This is a genomic window from Canibacter zhoujuaniae (genome assembly GCF_011752005.1).
GTDB classification, from domain to species: Bacteria; Actinomycetota; Actinomycetes; order Actinomycetales; family Microbacteriaceae; genus Canibacter; species Canibacter zhoujuaniae.
In genome coordinates this window covers 181,966-200,308 of record NZ_JAAIJZ010000001.1, presented here as the reverse complement: position 1 = coordinate 200,308, position 18,343 = coordinate 181,966, and the positions used below count along the sequence as shown (strand labels likewise).

Below are 18,343 nucleotides of genomic sequence, written 5' to 3'. Positions count from 1 at the left end.
ACGCTGGAAACTATGACAAGCACCCCTTTAATTTTAGCTGCTTTAGCAACCAGCGCAGTGGCGAATCTAAACGCAGTGGCTGCGCGCAAGCACACTCTTAATGAAGATGGTGAGTGCACCTCTGTTGTTGTCACAACAGATCACAATGAAGTGATTGTACGTGTCCCGATGAACGACACCGCAAACGCTGAGCTCTCGGCCGCTATTTTGGGGCAGAATGCGCTGACCGGTGGTGCACGCGCACAGCTGCCCTTCGCTGTGCCAGAAGTGTTAGGGGTTACCCGGTCGGGGGATTCACGCGCGGTGGTTTCAACCTTTATCAGCGGCGCAAAATTTGCGGTCGGCGATCTATCGCCTGACGCCCTTCTAGTGGCATCAATTGCCGCCTGCCTAGATGCTTTGCACAGCCTGCCCGGGCACCTGGTCTCTGATGCCGGGCTGCCGGTCAACAATAACGAACAGTGCCGAGCTAACGCTTTGCGTCTGGTTGAGCGGGCAAGCGCAAGCGGGTTGCTGCCTGTCGCAATCAGAGAATACTGGCTGGGCATTATCCGCGAGCAGGCGCTCTGGGATTTTGCGGCAACACCAATTCATGGCTCCTTAGACGCCTCACAGTTTTTAGTTCACGACAACGCTGTCACCGGAATTCTCGGTTTCGGCAGCCTCCAGGTTGGTGATCCCGCCCGTGATTTTGCTTGGTTGTACGGCGCACCCGCCGGTGTGCTTGAAGAGGTTGTGCGACGCTACTCTGAGCGCACCGATATGGCGCAGGAGTCTCTCGCACGTCGCGCCCTGCTCTACCACGAATTAGAACTGGCAAAATGGCTGCTGCACGGTATCGAGACCCACAATCAGGAGATTATCGATGATGCCGTTGAGCTGCTTGACGGTCTGGTAGAGAAAGTTACCACCTCAACAGTAGCGCCAGTGCGGCGGGTAACGAACGAGCAGCTTGCAAAAGATGTTATCTCCAGCACCCCAGCTGTTGCCGCAAGCACCGGCAGCGCAACTGACGATCTTGCAGCTCTTGACGGTCTTGACGATGATCGCGTTTTTAACCAAGACACTGACTTCATTGAGCCGCTGCCCGAAGAGTTAACTCCTGCACAACAGTCTGAAGAGCAGGAATCTTCTGAGCAGAATCAGGCTTAATTCATAACCTCGTCGAGTTTTCCAAGCGCCTTAGTCAGACGGTGCAGCTGCCGGCCGCTAGGTGCGCTGGCGGTAGAAATCTCTATCCCCTCTCTGACGTAGAACAGAGTTGCGCGCACCTGCTCTAGATTGAGCGCATTGTGGGCGGCGAATAGTTCACGATAGATTTCCACCTGTGTTAGGCTTCGTGCTTTCTCGCTGTCAGTAACCGGCGCTTTACCCGTTTTCCAGTCAACAATCTCATAGCGTTCTGGTTCTTCTGAAATCAGAAATACCGCGTCAATTTTTGCCTGCAGTGGCACGCCTGCTACCGAAGCTGCATAATCCTGCTCAACCTCAAGCGCTTTTAGACTCGTGAAGCGAGATGCTTCAAACTTTTGGATCAGTTCGTTAAGTTCCCTGCTTTCTGCAAGGGTTGCGCCCGGATGCGGGTCGGGAACGGTTTCAAACAGAGCCAGCTTTTGCGCACTCGCCCCCGCTGATGTGAGTCGACGCTCAACCCACTCATGAAACTGCGTGCCGAGAACCGTTGCGCTGAAAGGCCTTGCAGGTATCGGCCGCAGTTTGTTACGCAACAGTTTTTGTGGATCGTCTAGAAAATCAGCGACCTCGCTCGTGTTGAGGTATTCCGGCCGCGTCGGCTGCTTTAACTGGTGTGTCTCTCGCTCTAAGAGCAGTAATTTTTGCCAGTCACTTAAAACCTCAGCCCCGACTATCCCCGCAGTATCGCCTGTATCAAAGCGGGTCAGCTGCTCTCGCACCGCCGCAGCGCTAGCCTCTACCTGCTGTCTTCTCTCCCCCAATGCATCATGCGGCCAGGAGATAAACTGTCTCACAGTCTCAGCCTTCGGATTCTCCTTTGGCACCTCGATGTCGCTCGTGTCAGCGTATTCTGGGAGCGCGTCGTCGCTGAGCTGAAACTCGGCGTGGGAGGCAAAACCGCGGCTGTCGTAGGCTGCGCACGCCGCACACGGCACACCGCTTTCGCGCACCAGAGAGGCATTCACAAGCTTAAGCGCTGCAGCGCTGACGGGTGTTTGAGAGCTAATGTTGTGATCCAAATGATTTTCAACAATATGCAGCGCCTCAGTTAAAAACACACTCGGCTTTTCAGCACGCTTCCCGTTTCCCCTAAAGTAACTGCTGGTGATATACAGCGTCTCTTTTGCTCTGGTGTACATCACATATGCAATTCGGCGCTCATCATTAATGTGTCTGAGAAAAACATCTGAAACATAGGGCGGCTTTCGCCATCTGAAGTGCTTCGCACGCTCTGCATCAAGTTTTTTTATGTCTTTTTCTGACACTTGCGCTTCATCTGCTGGAAAACTCTTAAGCAGTTTTTCGAGAGCTTCGCGCAGACTGTATGAGTCAACACGCCTATCAAGCTGTTTTCGCAACCGCTCACCGGGCAGGTCGCTTTTTTGCAGCACCTCACTGGGTGTTCCGTTTACATCTATTTGCGGCAGATCGTCAGAGTCTAGCCTAGAAGCGTAGTCTAAGCGACCTTCTGTCATCCAACCGAGCTTTGGTGTCACCTTTCCCGGGAATGCACTTTGGTATTGAAACGGCGCAAACACAACATCCCATTCAAGACCTTTTGCCGCGTGTCCGGTAATTATTTGCACCGTATCTAAGCTGGGTTTAATCTCTGCCTGACTCTCCCGATCCTCCGCCTGTGATGCACGCAGCCAGCGCAGCAAACCGGTAATTGATGTGTCTCCGGTAGTGCTCTGGTAGCCAAGCAGATACTCGGTAAACGCATAAATATTGCCGTGTGTGTGAGGTTTCAGAGCGCCAGTTTGTTCCCGGTTTTTAGGGTGCGCCGCTAACTCAACCCACAGCCGCATCTCGCGAACTATCTGCTCGATGAGGGTTGTAATGTCGGAGTTAACGTACCCGTGCAGACGTTGAAAAACCGCTTGTGCTTCCTGCAGGCGAGCGTATCCGTGGTTAGAAAAATCACACCCCGCAGGTCGTTTTACCGGCAACTCATAGAGTGCAGCAATGTTGCTAACAATGTCGTCAACACTGTATTTAAGAGCTTCGCTTCCCTCCGTCTGCGCTAGGGAGCTGTTTTCTCTGTTTGCTTTCGTAAGCTTACGTGCGTATACATTGAGGGCCCTGATGTCTGTCAGCGGCACCTCAAAACGCGGCCCGGTCAGCACCCGCACCAGTGATTCGCCTGCGTCAGCGTCTCCCAGGCAGCGCAGCACCGCCTGAATTTCTGTAATCTCAGGTGTGCTCAAAAGCCCACCACCGCCAACAATTTCTGATTTAATCCCGCGTCGCGTCAGCGCCTGCTCGACAGTCGGCATCACACCACGATTGCGGGTAATGACAGCAATAGTTTTTTGTTTATCTGCGCTGGCATTGCTTCTAATGCGCAGGATTTCATCCGCAATAAACTCAACCTCGTCACTATCGTGGGCAAATAACCCAACCGTCACCCCTGCGGTGCTTGTTTCTAGTTCACTCTCAGCAGCCAGCCGGTTAGCGGACCTCTCAGCAAGAGCCTCGTCAGGGTGCCTCAGCGGTTGCACTCGAATATCAGCTCCCTTAAGAGATGCCCCTCTAACCTCTAGCTCCTTCCGCAGAGGCGACACTGTGTGGTTGGCGACCTCCAGTATCGGAGCGGCATTGCGCCAACTAATACTGAGATTAAGCACCTCAAAACTGGCAGGATCTTCAGCAAAGTGCTCACCGAATTTTGTGAGAGCCGAGGCTGAGGCACCGCGCCAACCGTAAATTGACTGATGCGGATCACCAACCGCCATAATGTTTTTGCCTGCGAAAAGGTGCTGCAACATTTGCGTCTGACCGGCGGAAGTATCCTGCACCTCATCAAGCAGCACAAATTTAAAACTGTCTCTCAGCTCCGCTCGCGCGATTGAGTCAGGCTGCACCAAAATATCTATCGCCTGCGCAACCTGATCAGAGAACTGCATCATTCCCTTTTCTTGCTTCAGTTTGCGCAATCTTGCAACGAAGGGCAGCAGCGCATCGGTTTTATCCAGTTGCTTAATAAGATTTCTCACGAACAGCTGTCGCGCTGTCTCATTGCGTGCCACGGTGCTAAACCCGTCAGAGACAGCCGTCTCAAGCGTCTGCCGAAACTTTAATCTGTCGTCACTCCACCGTATAAAACCGTTGTCAACAATCTCATTTTCAAGGCGCAATAGAATCTGTGGCAGGTCTGAGCGTAAACCTTCAAGCGCTAGCAGCTCTTCTCTGCTGCCCTCTGCAAGCACTTGCTGCGCGAGGTTTAGAGCTATAGGCTCATCAATAATTGCGGCGACTTTACGGCCCGTGTAGTGCCCGTATTCGTGCACGATGCGGCTAGCAAACGCGTTGTAGCTGGATATCTCCGGCCGTTCTATGTCAAAAGAGACCGTCTGCTGCAGTGACTCAGCGTGCGCAATCTGTTCCTGCGTAAAGTGTGCAAAGTTAACAGGGTTTAGCACTGCATCAAAAAACTCAAGCACGTTTTTTGTGATCCGCGCCCGCAACTCGTTAGTTGCTTTATTCGTAAACGTGAGCCCTAAAATTTCACTGGGGCGTGCGTGCCCGTTCGCAATTAGCCAAACTACGCGTTGCGCAAGCGTCGCTGTTTTACCCGACCCCGCACCGGCTAACACCAACACCTGTCTACCGTGCTCGGAAGAAACAGGATGCTCAATAATTGCGGTCTGCTCTTCGGTGGGCCGAAAATAGTCGCTAAAATTTCCGAGCGCACGCGCTATCTCGAAGGCTGAAAACACTTGGTATTTATCGGTCAAGATCGTTTTCCTTTGCTTGAAAGCTAACCGGCGGCACCACCATCTCAGAGCAGGCGTGTGTAAAACCCCCTGGCAGGTGTCGTGAACAGTGCGACGCTGGCTCGGCTAGAAATGTGCTCCCTTTCAGATTTGCGATAATGTCTCGCACAGTATCTTCAAACTGTTTAATAAAAGCTTCGCTGCTCGCTAAGTTAGCGTCTGAAACTTTTTGAAAATTATTTTTCTCAGCATACGGATGCGGTTGCAGAATACCGGCTGCATACTCGCCAGCAGGCGGTGCGCCCTGCGTCAGCAGCAGATATAAATAGGCCTCTAGCTGCAGTTTAGCGCGCGCTATTTCCGTCGCGCTTCTGCTCGTCTTAATGTCTATAACGCGCTGCACCGGCTCATCAGCGCCCGTCGCCTGTTGCAGCAAATCTGCGCGCCCCTGCAAAAGCACAGCTACGCTCTCCCTATCGAGGTCGAGGTTTACGACCCCCGAAAGCTCCGCCTCAGCTTTTGTCTCACCGGTCTCCCAATCAGAACTGTGCTTGAGCAGATTCTCAGCCATATGCTTGGTTATCAGAAGCTCTGACTCAGGGTGGGCAGCGTCTGCACCAACCGCTTCCCACGCTCTATCAATAAAATTTTTCAGCTGTTCTAAATTGGTTTCACCGGCGACAATCAGCTCAGCAATTTCATGCACCAGCATGCCGCGGTGCGCAGCAAATCTGTTCCCCTGCTTGTCGCCCGTCAAATCACGCACTACTGCGTTAACCGCGCACTCTGCAGCAGTTTGCAGTTTTGAGGGGCTGAGCCGAAGCGCCTCTTGCGTCGCATAGAGCGGATCGCTCTCTAATTTTTCACGCAGCCCGAACCAATTTTCAGGTCTTGCTGCAACAACCCCGTTAGCCGCCAGCGCAGCCATCTGCGAAGCAGCAAGCGTGTCTGCTGGATTTAACTCGAGGCGCGACCGTAAAAACGCAACCTGCCCCTCTAGGGAGTCGCTTCCAAGCTCTTTCCCAGCAGCTAAATAAGGGGCAAAGAAACCCCAAAACACGCTCAGGGGCTCTGTCTCACTGTCGAGCCCGAAAGCCGCTATAGAACAGCTGGCGCGCGATGCAGCAAGATACAACAGCGCCAACTCCTCTGCAAAAAGTTGGTTTCTGCGCAGCGCCCGTAACACCGTCGGATCGGTCTCTGCCGGGGTGCCCCACCGCTCGGCTTCTAAACGATCGAGGAGCTGCGGCAGCTCTAACAGTGAACCGCGTAGCCTCAGGTTTGGCCAGAGGCCCTCCTGCAGCCCGAGCAGCGCCACGTGTTTAAATTCGGTGCCAATAACAGCGTGCGGTGTTGCAACACGCACACCCTTACGATGCTGTGCTGTGGAGAGCACATCCTGCGGCACATCGCTAAAAAGCAGCTCAACAACAAAGGCTGCAGGATCTTTTGTTTGCGACTGCTCTTCATAGCGTGTGATCACATTTTGCAGCGCCACAACCGCATCCAAAATCTGGTTGGCGTGCATCTTTTCTAGGTGCCCACCCTCGATGGCCTGCGTCTGCAACTTATCAGCCAGGTTGAGAGTATTCCACAACTCCCAAAACACTTGAGACGGGGAGGCGGTGCCCTGCTCTGTCGCATGACGTGCGCGGCTCAGCGTTGTCAGGAGTTTACGAAACTGTGGTTCTATCGTTTCTGGTATTGCAGTATCGTCTGCACCAGTGCTAGCGCTCGCAAGAAGCTCTTCAAGCACCGCTGTGACAGCCGGTTTTGAAGCGCTTCCTTTGGCCTCACACCCTGCGACCAGCATCGCAGACCGAATCTTCCGAATCTCACTCTCACGTAGGTTAAACAGCGGCCCACGAAGCCACTCAGCCGCCTCAGCCCAAGAGGCAGACCGCCCGCTATAGCACAGCAGCATCATCTCTAAGAGGTGCCTGCTCGCACTAATTTCTGACAGCACCACCCCGCCACCGGTTGAGTGCGCGGGCACGCGCCGCAAATTTAATGCCGCCACAGTGCGATCCACATGCTCACGATCCCGGCAAACCACGAGCATTTCTTCCCATGTGACGTTTTGACCCGCTGCAGCAAGAACTCGGCGCTGACGCAGATCGAGAGCCAAGCTATCAAACAGCTCTGAGCTTGAATCACTCAGAAACGATTTGATTGGATACTCGGGAGCTGCATAAACATCATGCTTTGCAGCTGCTGTTTTGCGCAGTTCAGCAAGCGCCAGAAACAGGTTAGAGATAAAGTCGCTTACTTCTACACTCTGCCTGTGCTGAGCCCTGTTGCACACAATTTCACGATAGTCAACACCGGGGATTTGCGGCAGAGCTTCCCGAAAAAGCAGCAGTGCCTTCGCAGTGATACCGTTTGCCGGAGTTGTTTCTGCTGCCTCATCTCCGGCAACCCACAATCGTTTACCTGCGCCCACACAAGCCAGAAGAAAACGCACCATCGGAATTGTGAGCTGCTCTGCATTGTCGACAATCATAAGCTCTGGAATCTCGCTGGAGTTTTGTTGCAGCACCCGTGCTGCGGCATTTACCAAACTTTCAGCGGTGTAGGCGTTGTCGTTGGCTGCCCGCCTTTGCGCTTCCGCAACAACGGTGTGGCAGCTTTCCCATATTTTTGAATCGACTCTTTGCTTGCAAACTTCTTGCACGGCATCTGCGCCGTAAGTTTCAACAATGCCCCAAAAGTCTCTCAGTTGTGAGTAAAGCAGCGCAGACTCTCGCAACACAGCCAGAGGGTGCACAGCATCTGCCGCCCTAATTTGAGATTCAAGCACGAGGCGCAATAGATTTTCTTGCTCGCCCGCGTTTAATAACCGGGGTGGTGTTGCATCTAGCCGCGCCGCGTCTGATGCGAGCACATGAAAAGCGAGTGAGTTGACGGCTCTAATATCAGACGGGCGCACACTGTCTGCAAAATATTTACCGGCACGATAGTTGTTTAACTGCACAACAGCGGCCTGCCTGCTCGGGCTTAAAAAAGCTACAGAGTGTTGTGTCACAGCCGCTGCCGAGCGCCAGAGAAAAGAGCTCTTGCCCGTGCCAGCAGCACCCGAAATCAGCACGTTATGCCGCGGCGATAGCACCGGGGTATCAGCCTCTAAAGCGAGGTGCATAGCTTTATGATTTCGCATGTCATCAAACTTACCTGTGGGGTATATAACTTTATAACGACCTTAAGTCACAGCCGGTGCGCTCTGAGCGAATTTTTGCCACTAATCACCTAAATTTTCAGCACAGCTGGCTAGGCTAGAGCCACAAAGGACAACTACAGAAAGTGTGCACAAATTGGAGATTCGCGTAGGCATTCGCAACAATCCGTCAGTTATCAGCTTTGAAAGCTCTGAATCAGCTGCTGCGATTAAGGATCAACTCACCAGCGCGCTAAACAACGGTGAAAAAGTCGTATCTTTAAAGGACGATAAGGGCCGCGAAATAGTGATTGTTGTTGAAGCCATCACACACGTTGAAATCGGTGCGGATCAGCCTCGCAAAGTGGGCTTCATCAGCTAGTTTCCGCAGTCGACACTACTGTCGCTGCAGCAACACAGCCACCTCAGCGTGCGCGGTGTGGGCAAACATATCAAACAGCCGAGCGCTTTCGATCCGAAAATTTTTCAAACGCGCAATGTCTGCAGCGAGTGAGCGCGGATTGCAACTGGAGTAAACCACCCACTCTATTTCTGGGCTTTCTCTGATCCAGTCCGCAAGCTCTGTTCCAATTCCCCTGCGTGGCGGATTAACGACAAGCAGATCCGGTCGCTTATTAGGCGGCAACTGCAGCGCGTATTTTGTTGCGTCTGCGGCCACAAAGCGAGCGTTACTGCGCTGTCGTCGCGCGGCTTTGCGGGCAGCTTTTACCGCCGCCGCACTGATCTCAACTCCCTGCACCTCGCCCGCCTCCGGCGCAAGAAACAGACTAAAGCCACCGACTCCGCAATATAAATCCAAAACACGGCGCGGCCCCACCTGCTTTACCCACTCTTGCGCCTGCTGATAGAGCGAGATTGCGACCTCAGTGTTCGTCTGGAAAAAACTCTGCGGCAGCAGATAGAGGGTGACATCTTCAAGTTGCATTGCGAGCTCTGCACCCCAGAGCACCAATTCTTCTTCGCCCTCAAGCACTGCTTTGTGTTCGGGCAGCAGATTAACTGTGACAGTCACCGCTTCCGGCAGTGACTCACGCAGCGTGCTAGCCCGTGCCGCAAGTTTTCGCACGGCGCGCAGTGACCGCACAACAAAACGTACAAGCAGCTGCCCTAAAGGTGAAACCGTCACCAGCACAAACTTTAGTTCGCCACGTTTTTCTGTCACGCTGTATGGCGAAAGCCTGGTGCTGTTTAAAAACTCTAGCAAAATGCTGGCGGCGCTATTGATTCTGGGATCTTGAATTGGGCAGTCAGTTAGATCTATCGGCGCTCCGTCTGGCCGCACAAGCCCGAGAGTCAAAGCACCGCCTCTGCCACCCACAACAAACTTCGCTTTGTTGCGAAAACCTGCAAGTTCGCTTTTAGCCGGCGGCAGCCATTCAAACCCCTGCTGCCCCGCTACCTCTGCGAGCAGCTGTGCGGCAGCCTGCTGTTTCAAAAGAATCTGCTCATGATACGGCACCTGGATTTGTGTGCATGAGGTGCACAGACCGGCGTCATATTTAACGCAGTTCAGCATCTCGCTGCTAAGTGCTGCAGAATTATCTGCAACAGTTAAACGCAAATCTCGCGCGCTCAAGCGGTTAGACCCAGTGAATCCATGCGCCGCATATGTTCTGCGGTAATTTCGGTAAAAATCGGCTCCATACCGGCCGGATCAAATTCACGCCGCTCACTCAGTGTCAGCACCTCACTCGCAAGCAGTAGAGTGTCACCGACAAGGCGCCGCCCCCACAGTGCGAGACGATCAGACAGACGCGGATCAGCCGCTATTTCCTGCCCAAGCAGCTGCTGCAGGCGGCCGCGTCCGGTTTCATCGTGCAGCACTCGAATTGCTTCTTTACGGTAGTTATCATTTAGCCCCTCAGCGAGGGAGGCAAAGAAACCATCAAAGAGACCACCGACAAGCCACACGCTTAACACGTGTTGGTGCCAGTCGGGCACTGCCAGACGCGCGCGAAAACGGTTCACTGTGTTAGTAAATGGACGCATCACCTGATGCGGTTCTTCACCGCGACGACTCAGCTCAGTCACAAAAGCTTGATGTTTTGCGAGAGCATCGGCAGCAATTTCGGCAAGCGCCTCTTTCGCTTCCAGCTTTGATGCGCCAAGCACCGCCTGTGTTGCAGCCTCGTAGAGCGCGAGCTGTGCAATCGCAACCACCCCAAGATACGGGATTATGCCCGGCGCAAACTCTGCAACTTCAACACGAACGACCGGTTCAGTGCTATTTCCAAGCATTGAACGCGAAGATGCCGTAGGCTTCTTAAGGCGGCGCAACCAATCGAACACGCTGATAGTTTACCGGCTGCGATGCAAATTAATTGCATTCAATCACGGGGGCGGGCGAGTCAATTCTCGTGCAGAGCTCCTGCCGCCGCGACAGAAAAACCGGTGTCAAGACTGTTTTGACGCCCCGCAGAACAGGAACAGAATCTTGACTACATTCACAGAACTCGGCATCGACGACGATCTCGCCAGTGCTTTAGCAGACACCGGAATCATAGAAGCCTTTCCGATTCAAGAACAGACTATCCCCCTTGCCATTTCGGGCCAGGACATTATCGGACAGGCAAAAACCGGCACCGGTAAAACATTCGGTTTCGGTCTCCCCCTGCTGCAGCGTCTAGGCGCAAACCCAGATCCGGGTGTGAAAGCGCTTGTCGTTGTACCAACCCGTGAGCTTGCAGTGCAGGTTTATGAAGATCTAACAGTCGCTGCAAAAAAACGCAGCACCAAAATAGTGCCCATCTATGGCGGTAAGGCATACACAGAGCAGATAGCACAGCTGAAGGCGGGTGCACAGGTTGTTGTCGGCACCCCCGGTCGCCTGCTCGACCTTGCCGGGCAGCGTCTGCTCGACCTGAGCAAAATCAGCCAGATGGTGCTCGATGAAGCTGACAAGATGCTTGATTTAGGCTTCCTCGCAGACATCGAAAAACTTTTTTCGCTCACCCCGCACGACCGTCACACAATGCTCTTTTCGGCAACAATGCCGGGCACCATCGTCGCGCTCGCGCGCCGCTTTATGCGCCGCCCGATCCACATTCGAGCGACCGATCCAGATGAGGGCGAAACCCAGGCAAACATTAAACACGTAATCTATCGCGCACACGCACTCGATAAAGACGAGATGATCGGCCGCATTCTGCAGGCTGAGGGACGCGGCAAGACTGTTATTTTCACACGCACCAAGCGTGCCGCCGCAAAACTGCAGGAAGAGCTGAAAGACAGAGGATTTCCAGCTGCCGCGGTGCACGGTGATCTGCGCCAGGATCTAAGAGAGCGGCAGATGGCCGAGTTTAAATCCGGCAAGAAAGATATTCTTATCGCCACCGATGTCGCAGCGCGTGGCATCGACGTTAATGATGTGACGCATGTGATTAACCACACGGTTCCAGATGATGAAAAAACCTATCTGCACCGTGTTGGGCGCACCGGTCGCGCTGGCAGCACAGGCATCGCTGTTACTTTTATTGACTGGGAAGATATGCACAAGTGGGCGCTTATTAACAGTGCGCTAAACTTCAATCTTCCCGAACCGCCAGAGACATACTCATCGAGCCCGCACTTTTTTGCCGATCTGAATATTCCTTCCGGCACCAAGGGTCGGTTAGCGTCCGCTGGGCGCGCTGGTAGCGCTGCTGGGCAGTCTTCAAAACGCTCTCACAAAAATCCTGCCGAGCAGCACGAGAAACGCGCACGTCAGCGCACGCGCCGCCGGCAACCAAGCGCCGAGACCGACACTAAAGCTGGTGCCGAGAAAACAGCACAGCCGGTGCGCACACGCCGTAGGACACGTCGCCGCAATCGCACTAATTCGGAAAGCGCATAGCCTCACGGAGTTTGTAAACCGTGGCCGCATCAGTGGTTTCATCACCGATGCGGTTTGCTTTGCCTGCGCCGTGAAAGTCGCTGGAGCCGGTTATCAACAGATCCATATCTTTGGCAATCTGCTCTAAAGCCGGAATGTGCTGCGGATTGTTTTCCGGGTGCCGCAGCTCTATTCCCCGCAGTCCCGCATCGACGAGCAACGCAATTTCTCGCCGATCAAGCACCTCATCATTGCGGATCGCGGCCGGGTGCGCAACAACTGTAACCCCACCCGCCCCGGTCACAATCTCAACGGCTTCGACCGTATCGAACATATCGTTAGGCACGTAGTATTTGCTGGTGTGGCTGAGCAGCGTCGCAAACGCTGCGCCGCGATCTCTGACAATCCCCTGCCGCACAAGCGCATCAGCGATGTGTGGGCGCCCAATAGATTCAGAGGAGTTAGCGACAATCTCTTCCCAGTCAATTGGAAAATCTTGCGCCAGGCGCTGCACCATTTCCTCAGCGCGGTGCGAGCGCGCCTCTCTAATCTGCCTGAGCCTTAGGGTGAGCCGCGGATCCGCACTGTCAAAACCGTATCCCAGCAGGTGCACGCCGAGCGATCCCAGTCTGGTAGTGAGCTCCACTCCGGGAACAAAATCTAACTGCAGTTCGCTCGCAGCGCTGCGCCCCTCTTCCCAGCCGCGCATTGTGTCATGATCGGTGAGCGCGAAACCTTTAAGGCCCTGCGCTTTTACCAGTCGTGCAATTTCAGACACACTTGTTGTGCCGTCAGAGTATCTGGAGTGGGTGTGGAGGTCGTACTGCTCAAGGCTCACGGCTTTCAGTTTAATGTGCGTTATGAAGTTCGCTTTAATGCGCGTTATGAAGTTCCCTGCAATACTTGATTACATGACTGAAACTACCAAGAGCACTCCAAAAACCCACGAGGCTGAGATCAGCAATGAGGCTCGTGCAACGCTAACAAAAAGCGATGCCTTCACCGCATACATGAGCTCCCATTGGGAGAATCTTCCGGTTTCTGAACCAAGCGAGGCTGAGGTTGCACCGTATGCTGCAAAGCGTCGTGCTGTTTTAAGCGCGGCTTTTCCGGGGAAACGGCTTGTTATTCCAGCAGGGATCTTAAAACAGCGTGCAAACGACACTAACTATGTGTTCCGTGCTAACACCGCTTTTAGTCATCTCACCGGTTGGGGTTCAGATGCAGAACCGGGTGCAGTTTTGGTTTTTGATCCGATCGAAGAAGCTGCAAATGACGGTGCTAGTCACAGGGTGACGCTCTACTCACTGGCACCAGCAGGCCGCGGTTCAACAGAATTTTTCGACCGCGCAGATATTGGTGAATTCTGGGTTGGCCCGCGCCCTTCACTGCAGCACATTAGTAAGCATCTCGGCATTAACACTGCCGATTTGAGCGAGTTTGTAGCCGGCGATGACGACCTCGGGCTGGAAGATGCCGAACTTAGCCGCGTGCTTGCTGAAATGCGCTTAGTGAAAGATGAGTATGAGGTGCGCGAGATGCAGGCTGCTGTTGACGCCACTGCGCTCGGCTTTGACGATGTTGTGGAAAATCTACCGCGCGCAATCGAACACGCGCGCGGCGAACGTATTGTTGACGGAGTGTTCCACGCCAGGGCGCGTCTTGAGGGTCACTGGGTGGGTTATGAAACCATCGCCGCCAGCGGAGCTCACGCCTGTGTGCTGCACTGGGGTGCAAACAACGGGCCGGTTAATGCTGGCGACCTGCTGCTGCTCGACGCAGGTGTTGAGGTTGACAGCCTGTACACCGCTGACATCACACGCACACTGCCTGTTTCTGGTGAGTTCTCACCGCTGCAGCGCAAGATCTACCAAGCAGTTTACGACGCTGCTGAAGCCGCGTTTGCAGCTGCAAAGCCGGGCGTAAAGTTTCATGAGGTGCACGATGCCGCGCTCGCAGTTATTGAGGAGCGTGTGCGTGAGTGGGGTCTAATTCCTGCTGAGCCAAACCCTGATGTGCCTTTCCACAAGCGTTTTATGATTCACGGCACCTGCCACCACCTCGGTATCGATGTGCACGACTGCGCTGAAGCACGCCGTGAAATGTATTACGACGGCGTGCTGGAAGAGGGCATGGTGTTCACAATCGAGCCTGGCCTCTACTTCCACCCGGGCGATGCGACCGTGCCGGAAGAATACTGGGGTATCGGTGTGCGGATCGAGGACGACGTCGTTGTCACTAAGGACGGCGTGCGAAACCTCTCAGCTGATATTCCGCGCACAGCTGACGCGGTTGAAGCGTGGGTCAAGACGGGTAAACGCTAACGGTGTGAGTCGTAGGCGTGCTGATTCAATATCGAGCGCGCCCGGTGCACATGCTGCGGCAGTGTCTGTAGTTCAAAACGGTCCGGCCGCAGCTGTGTCGCCGCCACAAATCTACTGGTGCGTCCGGTAGCAAAGCGCACAATCGCAAGCAGCGCACCGAGCCCAAGCCCGAGTAAAACCGCTGGCAGAATCGCAGCAAGAGAAAATGCGCCGGTTGTGACAACCTCAGTGAAGGCCCAGATCATACCGATACCCAAACCGAAATAAAGACCGGTAAAGGCCCCCTGCAGCACGACTTTGCCGTATGTCAAACTCACGAGTGGACGCTCAACCAGCTGCAGTCCGCTGCCCACAATCTGCATCTCAGTTGCGGGCACACTCCCGTTTTCAGAGAGCACATCAACCGCATGTTCTGCTGCACGAATATCATCGTAGGTTGAAACAACCTCGCTGTTTCTTAGCTCTGGGAGGGCTTCTAGTGGTTTACGTCGGTCGCGCACAATTGGAACATTCACCCTTCTATTGAAGCACCTGGCGGCTTTAGAAATCTTTGGAATACCCGTAAACGCGCTAAACCACAGGTGTAAACGCAAAAATACAAGCAAAACGGTAGGCTAGTTTCGTGTCAAACAATCGCGTCTTTATTACTCGTTTAGCCAGCCGCCCTGTCTTCGATCCATACGGTGACCGAATCGGCAAAGTGCGTGACGTTGTTGTTGTTGAGCGCAAAGATGATCCGCCCAGAGTGGTTGGTTTCGTGATTGAGATCCCCGGCCGCAAACGCGTATTTGTGCCTATTTCTGACATTGTTTCAGTAGAGAGCGGGCAGGTTATCTCGAACGGTCTGATTAATGTGCGCCGTTTTGAGCAGCGCGGCGGCGAACACCGCGTTATCGCTGAAATCGTTGGCCGTGTGCGTCCACTGGTTGCAGGTGCTGAGAGTGCTCGCATTGAAGACGCTGCTCTCGAGCAGACCCGCAGCGGTGAGTGGGTTATCTCAGAACTGTTTGTAAAAATTCCGAAAAACACGGGGCCTTTTGCGCGTCCGGTTAGTAAGGTCGTGACCTGGGGTGAGCTCCAGCATCGAGAAAACCAGACCGACCCCAACTCTGCTGAGCACCTCATTCAAGAGCTTGTCGACCTAAAACCTGCCGATCTTGCCGAAGCGCTGCTGGAGCTGCCGTCTAGTCGCCGCAAAGAAGTGGTTTCGCAGCTACCTGACGATATGGTCGCAGACGCGCTTGAAGAGATGGATGAGGCAGATCAGCTCGCAATTCTTGCTTGGCTAAATTCGGATCGTGCAGCTGGCGTGCTCGATCAGATGGAGCCTGATGACGCCGCCGACCTCATCAGTGCGCTGCCCGACCAGCACGGTGAAGAGCTTTTGGGGCTGATGGAGCCGGAAGAGGCTGAAGACGTGCGGCGCCTGCTAGCCTACGAGCAGGATACCGCCGGCGGTTTGATGAACCCCTCTCCCATTGTGCTCTCTGCTGAATCAACGGTTGCTGAGGCGATGGCGCACATTCGCAACTCTGAAGTGCCGGCGGCTATGGCGGCTGCTGTTTATGTCACACTTCCCCCGTTTGAAACCCCAACAGGTGAGTTTAAAGGGATCGTTCATTTTCAGCGGATGCTGCGCTACCCGCCACACGAAACGCTGAGCACTCTGCTCGATGATGAGATTGAGCCGGTGCGCGTTGATCAGAGTGCAGCGGAGGTGGCGCGCAGGCTCGCCAGTTACGATCTTGTAGCTGTGCCGATTGTTGATCAGCACAACAATCTTCTCGGGGTTGTCACAATCGATGATGTGCTCGATCATTTGTTGCCCGATGACTGGCGTCACGCTGATGAAGATATGCGGGGAGGTAAGTAATGGCACGTAAAAATAATTCATTCAACGAGCCCAGTGACGACAATCAGACGCCACAGCCCTCTCGCTCTGATCGTTTCGGGCAGTGGTCTGAAAGCATTGCCCGCGCAATGGGCACCCCGGCCTTTTTGGTGATCCTGACGCTGTTCTGTGCGGCCTGGCTGCTGTGGAACACTTACGCACCGGAGAGCTGGCGTTTTGACTCCGCTGCTATCGGTTTTACGGCGCTGACCCTGATCCTTTCGCTGCAGGCAAGCTATGCGGCACCTATGCTGCTGCTCGCGCAGAACCGGCAGGACGACCGTGACCGAGTGCAAATCGCGCAAGACAGGCGGCAGGCAGAGCGCAACCTTGCCGACACAGAGTTTATGGCACGCGAGGTTGTTGCGCTGCGTATTGCTCTCCAGGATCTACCCGACCGCGACTGGATTCGCCAAGAACTGCGCACAATGCTGCAAGAGCTGGAGCAGGAACGGGAGGCGCAAAATACCACAGCAGATGACGATTCAACAGCAGCTGAGCCCGCTACAGAAGTCTTACCCGACTCAACCGCGGAGGATCAGCTCGTGAAACCCCAAGAGCAGACTCGGGCAATTAAGCTTGAACAAGATCCTTTAACCGGTCGCATTGATATTGTTCGCCCAGAAGACAGTTAGGCGTGCTGCGTGAGCCTAGAAAAGGCAATCTATCGTGCGCTTGAGACGGTTATCGATCCGGAAATTCGGCGCCCGCTAACTGAGCTAGACATGGTGCGCGAAGTGACTGTTACCGATAGCTTTGCAACAGTCAAAATTGATCTCACTATTCTTGGCTGTCCAGCGGCAAACCGGATTGAAAACGAGGTGTGTCAGGCGCTAGACACGGTCGCAGGGTTAACAGGCTATGAGCTCAAAATGGGTGTTATGGATCCTGCGCAGCGCAAAGCGTTGATCGAAAAATTGCGCGGCGGCAAGCGTGACCAGTTTGGCCCTGATTCTCTCACTCGGGTGATAGCCGTCACAAGCGGCAAGGGGGGCGTCGGCAAGTCTACGGTTACCGCAAATCTTGCGGTGGCGTTAGCGCAAATGGGTCGCAGTGTTGGAGTTGTCGATGCCGATGTCTTCGGCTTTTCAATTCCCCGTTTATTGGGTTTGCACGAAGAAAAACCTGAAAACAGGCCAACTAAAGTCGGTGACATGATTATGCCACCCGCCGCACACGGTGTGCGCGCAATCTCGATTGGCATGTTTCTCGGGCCAGAAAACGCCGGAAGGGCCGTGTCCTGGCGCGGGCCAATGCTGCATCGCACAATCGAACAGTTTTTACGCGATGTGTGGTTCGGAGATCTTGACTATCTGCTCTTAGACCTGCCGCCCGGCACAGGTGATATCGCAATTTCAGTTTCTCAGCTGCTGCCCCGCGCCGAAGTGCTGGTGGTAACCACACCACAGTTGCAGGCTGCAGAGGTTGCAATGCGCTCGGGCGAGCTAGCTAAAAACGCTGGCCAAAAACTGTTGGGGATCATCGAAACCATGAGTGGCTACACCGGCGCAGACGGCTCCGTGGTAGAAATTTTTGGCTCTGGCGGTGGGCAAACGGTTGCTAACTCATTGAGCGTTCCGCTGCTTGGAAAGCTGCCTCTCTCCCCCGCGTTCGGATCTGCGGGAGAGCGCGGCATCCCAGCGGTGTTAGCCGCACAAACCGACCCCGCAAGCCAGGCGCTCGTGCAAATTGCACAGGATATTGATGCGCGCGGGCGCAATTTGGCGGGTAAAAAACTCCCCCTCGGCGTCCTGTAGCCACTTAATTTAAAGCGGACTCACAAGCAACTATTTTTTAGGTTGCTTCAGAATCAAACGGCAGCGCACCTGCGCCGTTTTCAATCTGAGAGTTGAGAGCAGCTGCGGTTATTGCAGCACCGCTCACCCCCTCTGCTGTTTCACCAGAAGATGTCACCTGCACGGATCTTGGAGCTGCTGCCGCTCTCTTGCGAGCTATCGCGGCTGCATCCTCAAGATCGCCTTCAGCAAGCGCATCGCGAATTATACGGCGCGGATCATACTGCCTGGGATCAAGCTGTTTCCAGTCAACGCTGTTGAACTCCTCACCCATTTCTTCCTGCATGCGCTCTTTTGCGGTCATCGTCATGCGCCGCAGATTTTTCACAAACTCGGTGAAGCGCGCAGTTATCTCAGGCAGTCGCTCAGGGCCAATAATCACCACCGCAATAACTAGGATCACAATGATTTTGTCGAAGGAGAGGCCCATAAATTT

Annotated in this window: 13 protein-coding genes and 1 pseudogene; 7 read left to right on the top strand and 7 right to left on the bottom strand. The window is 54.2% G+C overall.

What is annotated here, in order from left to right; all coding sequences use genetic code 11:
• The first annotated feature begins 12 nt into the window (after positions 1–12).
• Positions 13–1,152, top strand: a complete 1,140-nt coding sequence (locus tag HCR00_RS00960; protein ID WP_166984997.1) for a phosphotransferase — start codon at positions 13–15, stop codon at positions 1,150–1,152.
• On the opposite strand, the gene HCR00_RS00955 is transcribed toward HCR00_RS00960, so the two are convergent.
• Both HCR00_RS00955 and HCR00_RS00950 read right to left on the bottom strand, forming a co-directional pair.
• Positions 1,149–4,931, bottom strand: coding sequence for an ATP-dependent helicase (locus HCR00_RS00955; RefSeq protein WP_167141984.1), 3,783 nt, complete (start codon positions 4,929–4,931; stop codon positions 1,149–1,151). The genes HCR00_RS00960 and HCR00_RS00955 overlap by 4 nt on opposite strands.
• Entirely contained in the window at positions 4,921–8,067 is a 3,147-nt protein-coding gene (locus tag HCR00_RS00950) for a PD-(D/E)XK nuclease family protein (RefSeq protein WP_167141980.1), read from the bottom strand. Before HCR00_RS00950 ends, HCR00_RS00955 begins: the two co-directional genes overlap by 11 nt.
• Positions 8,068–8,221: 154 nt before the next feature.
• Between HCR00_RS00950 and HCR00_RS00945 the strand changes: the two genes are divergently transcribed.
• On the top strand, positions 8,222–8,446 hold the full coding sequence (locus tag HCR00_RS00945; protein ID WP_167141977.1) for a DUF3107 domain-containing protein: 225 nt from the start codon (positions 8,222–8,224) through the stop codon (positions 8,444–8,446).
• Between the two features lie 15 nt (positions 8,447–8,461).
• Here the strand turns inward: HCR00_RS00945 and rlmD are convergent, their stop codons facing one another.
• Together rlmD and HCR00_RS00935 are read right to left on the bottom strand one after the other, a co-directional pair.
• The gene (gene rlmD / locus HCR00_RS00940) at positions 8,462–9,646 is read right to left on the bottom strand and encodes a 23S rRNA (uracil(1939)-C(5))-methyltransferase RlmD (protein ID WP_243854480.1); all 1,185 of its coding nucleotides are present in this window, start codon (positions 9,644–9,646) and stop codon (positions 8,462–8,464) included.
• Between the two features lie 11 nt (positions 9,647–9,657).
• The gene (locus HCR00_RS00935; protein WP_166985005.1) at positions 9,658–10,374 is read right to left on the bottom strand and encodes a ferritin-like fold-containing protein; all 717 of its coding nucleotides are present in this window, start codon (positions 10,372–10,374) and stop codon (positions 9,658–9,660) included.
• A 145-nt stretch (positions 10,375–10,519) separates the two neighbouring features.
• Between HCR00_RS00935 and HCR00_RS00930 the strand changes: the two genes are divergently transcribed.
• Positions 10,520–11,917 carry a DEAD/DEAH box helicase gene (locus HCR00_RS00930; RefSeq protein WP_167141974.1) on the top strand — a complete coding sequence of 466 codons (1,398 nt, stop codon included), beginning with the start codon at positions 10,520–10,522 and terminating at the stop codon, positions 11,915–11,917.
• Here HCR00_RS00930 and HCR00_RS00925 read toward each other — a convergent pair.
• The gene (locus HCR00_RS00925; protein WP_167141971.1) at positions 11,898–12,734 is read right to left on the bottom strand and encodes a PHP domain-containing protein; all 837 of its coding nucleotides are present in this window, start codon (positions 12,732–12,734) and stop codon (positions 11,898–11,900) included. The two genes, HCR00_RS00930 and HCR00_RS00925, sit on opposite strands and share 20 nt — an antisense overlap.
• A gap of 73 nt (positions 12,735–12,807) precedes the next feature.
• Between HCR00_RS00925 and HCR00_RS00920 the strand changes: the two genes are divergently transcribed.
• The gene (locus tag HCR00_RS00920; protein WP_167141968.1) at positions 12,808–14,220 is read left to right on the top strand and encodes an aminopeptidase P family protein; all 1,413 of its coding nucleotides are present in this window, start codon (positions 12,808–12,810) and stop codon (positions 14,218–14,220) included.
• Here HCR00_RS00920 and HCR00_RS00915 read toward each other — a convergent pair.
• Positions 14,217–14,735, bottom strand: coding sequence for a general stress protein (locus HCR00_RS00915; protein ID WP_167141966.1), 519 nt, complete (start codon positions 14,733–14,735; stop codon positions 14,217–14,219). The genes HCR00_RS00920 and HCR00_RS00915 overlap by 4 nt on opposite strands.
• A gap of 107 nt (positions 14,736–14,842) precedes the next feature.
• Between HCR00_RS00915 and HCR00_RS00910 the strand changes: the two genes are divergently transcribed.
• From HCR00_RS00910 to HCR00_RS00900, 3 genes and pseudogenes are all read left to right on the top strand, one after another.
• Positions 14,843–16,093 (top strand): magnesium transporter MgtE N-terminal domain-containing protein, encoded by a 1,251-nt coding sequence (locus HCR00_RS00910; protein WP_166985010.1) that lies wholly within the window; start codon positions 14,843–14,845, stop codon positions 16,091–16,093.
• Positions 16,093–16,569: pseudogene (locus HCR00_RS00905) on the top strand (DUF1003 domain-containing protein); the annotation flags it as partial. The gene HCR00_RS00910 and the pseudogene HCR00_RS00905, both read left to right, overlap by 1 nt.
• A 186-nt stretch (positions 16,570–16,755) precedes the next feature.
• On the top strand, positions 16,756–17,868 hold the full coding sequence (locus tag HCR00_RS00900) for an Mrp/NBP35 family ATP-binding protein (RefSeq protein WP_243854479.1): 1,113 nt from the start codon (positions 16,756–16,758) through the stop codon (positions 17,866–17,868).
• Between the two features lie 37 nt (positions 17,869–17,905).
• Here HCR00_RS00900 and HCR00_RS00895 read toward each other — a convergent pair whose 3' ends face one another.
• Positions 17,906–18,337: a twin-arginine translocase TatA/TatE family subunit gene (locus tag HCR00_RS00895; protein WP_166985012.1), complete on the bottom strand. Its 432-nt coding sequence runs from the start codon at positions 18,335–18,337 to the stop codon at positions 17,906–17,908.
• Positions 18,338–18,343: the final 6 nt, after the last annotated feature.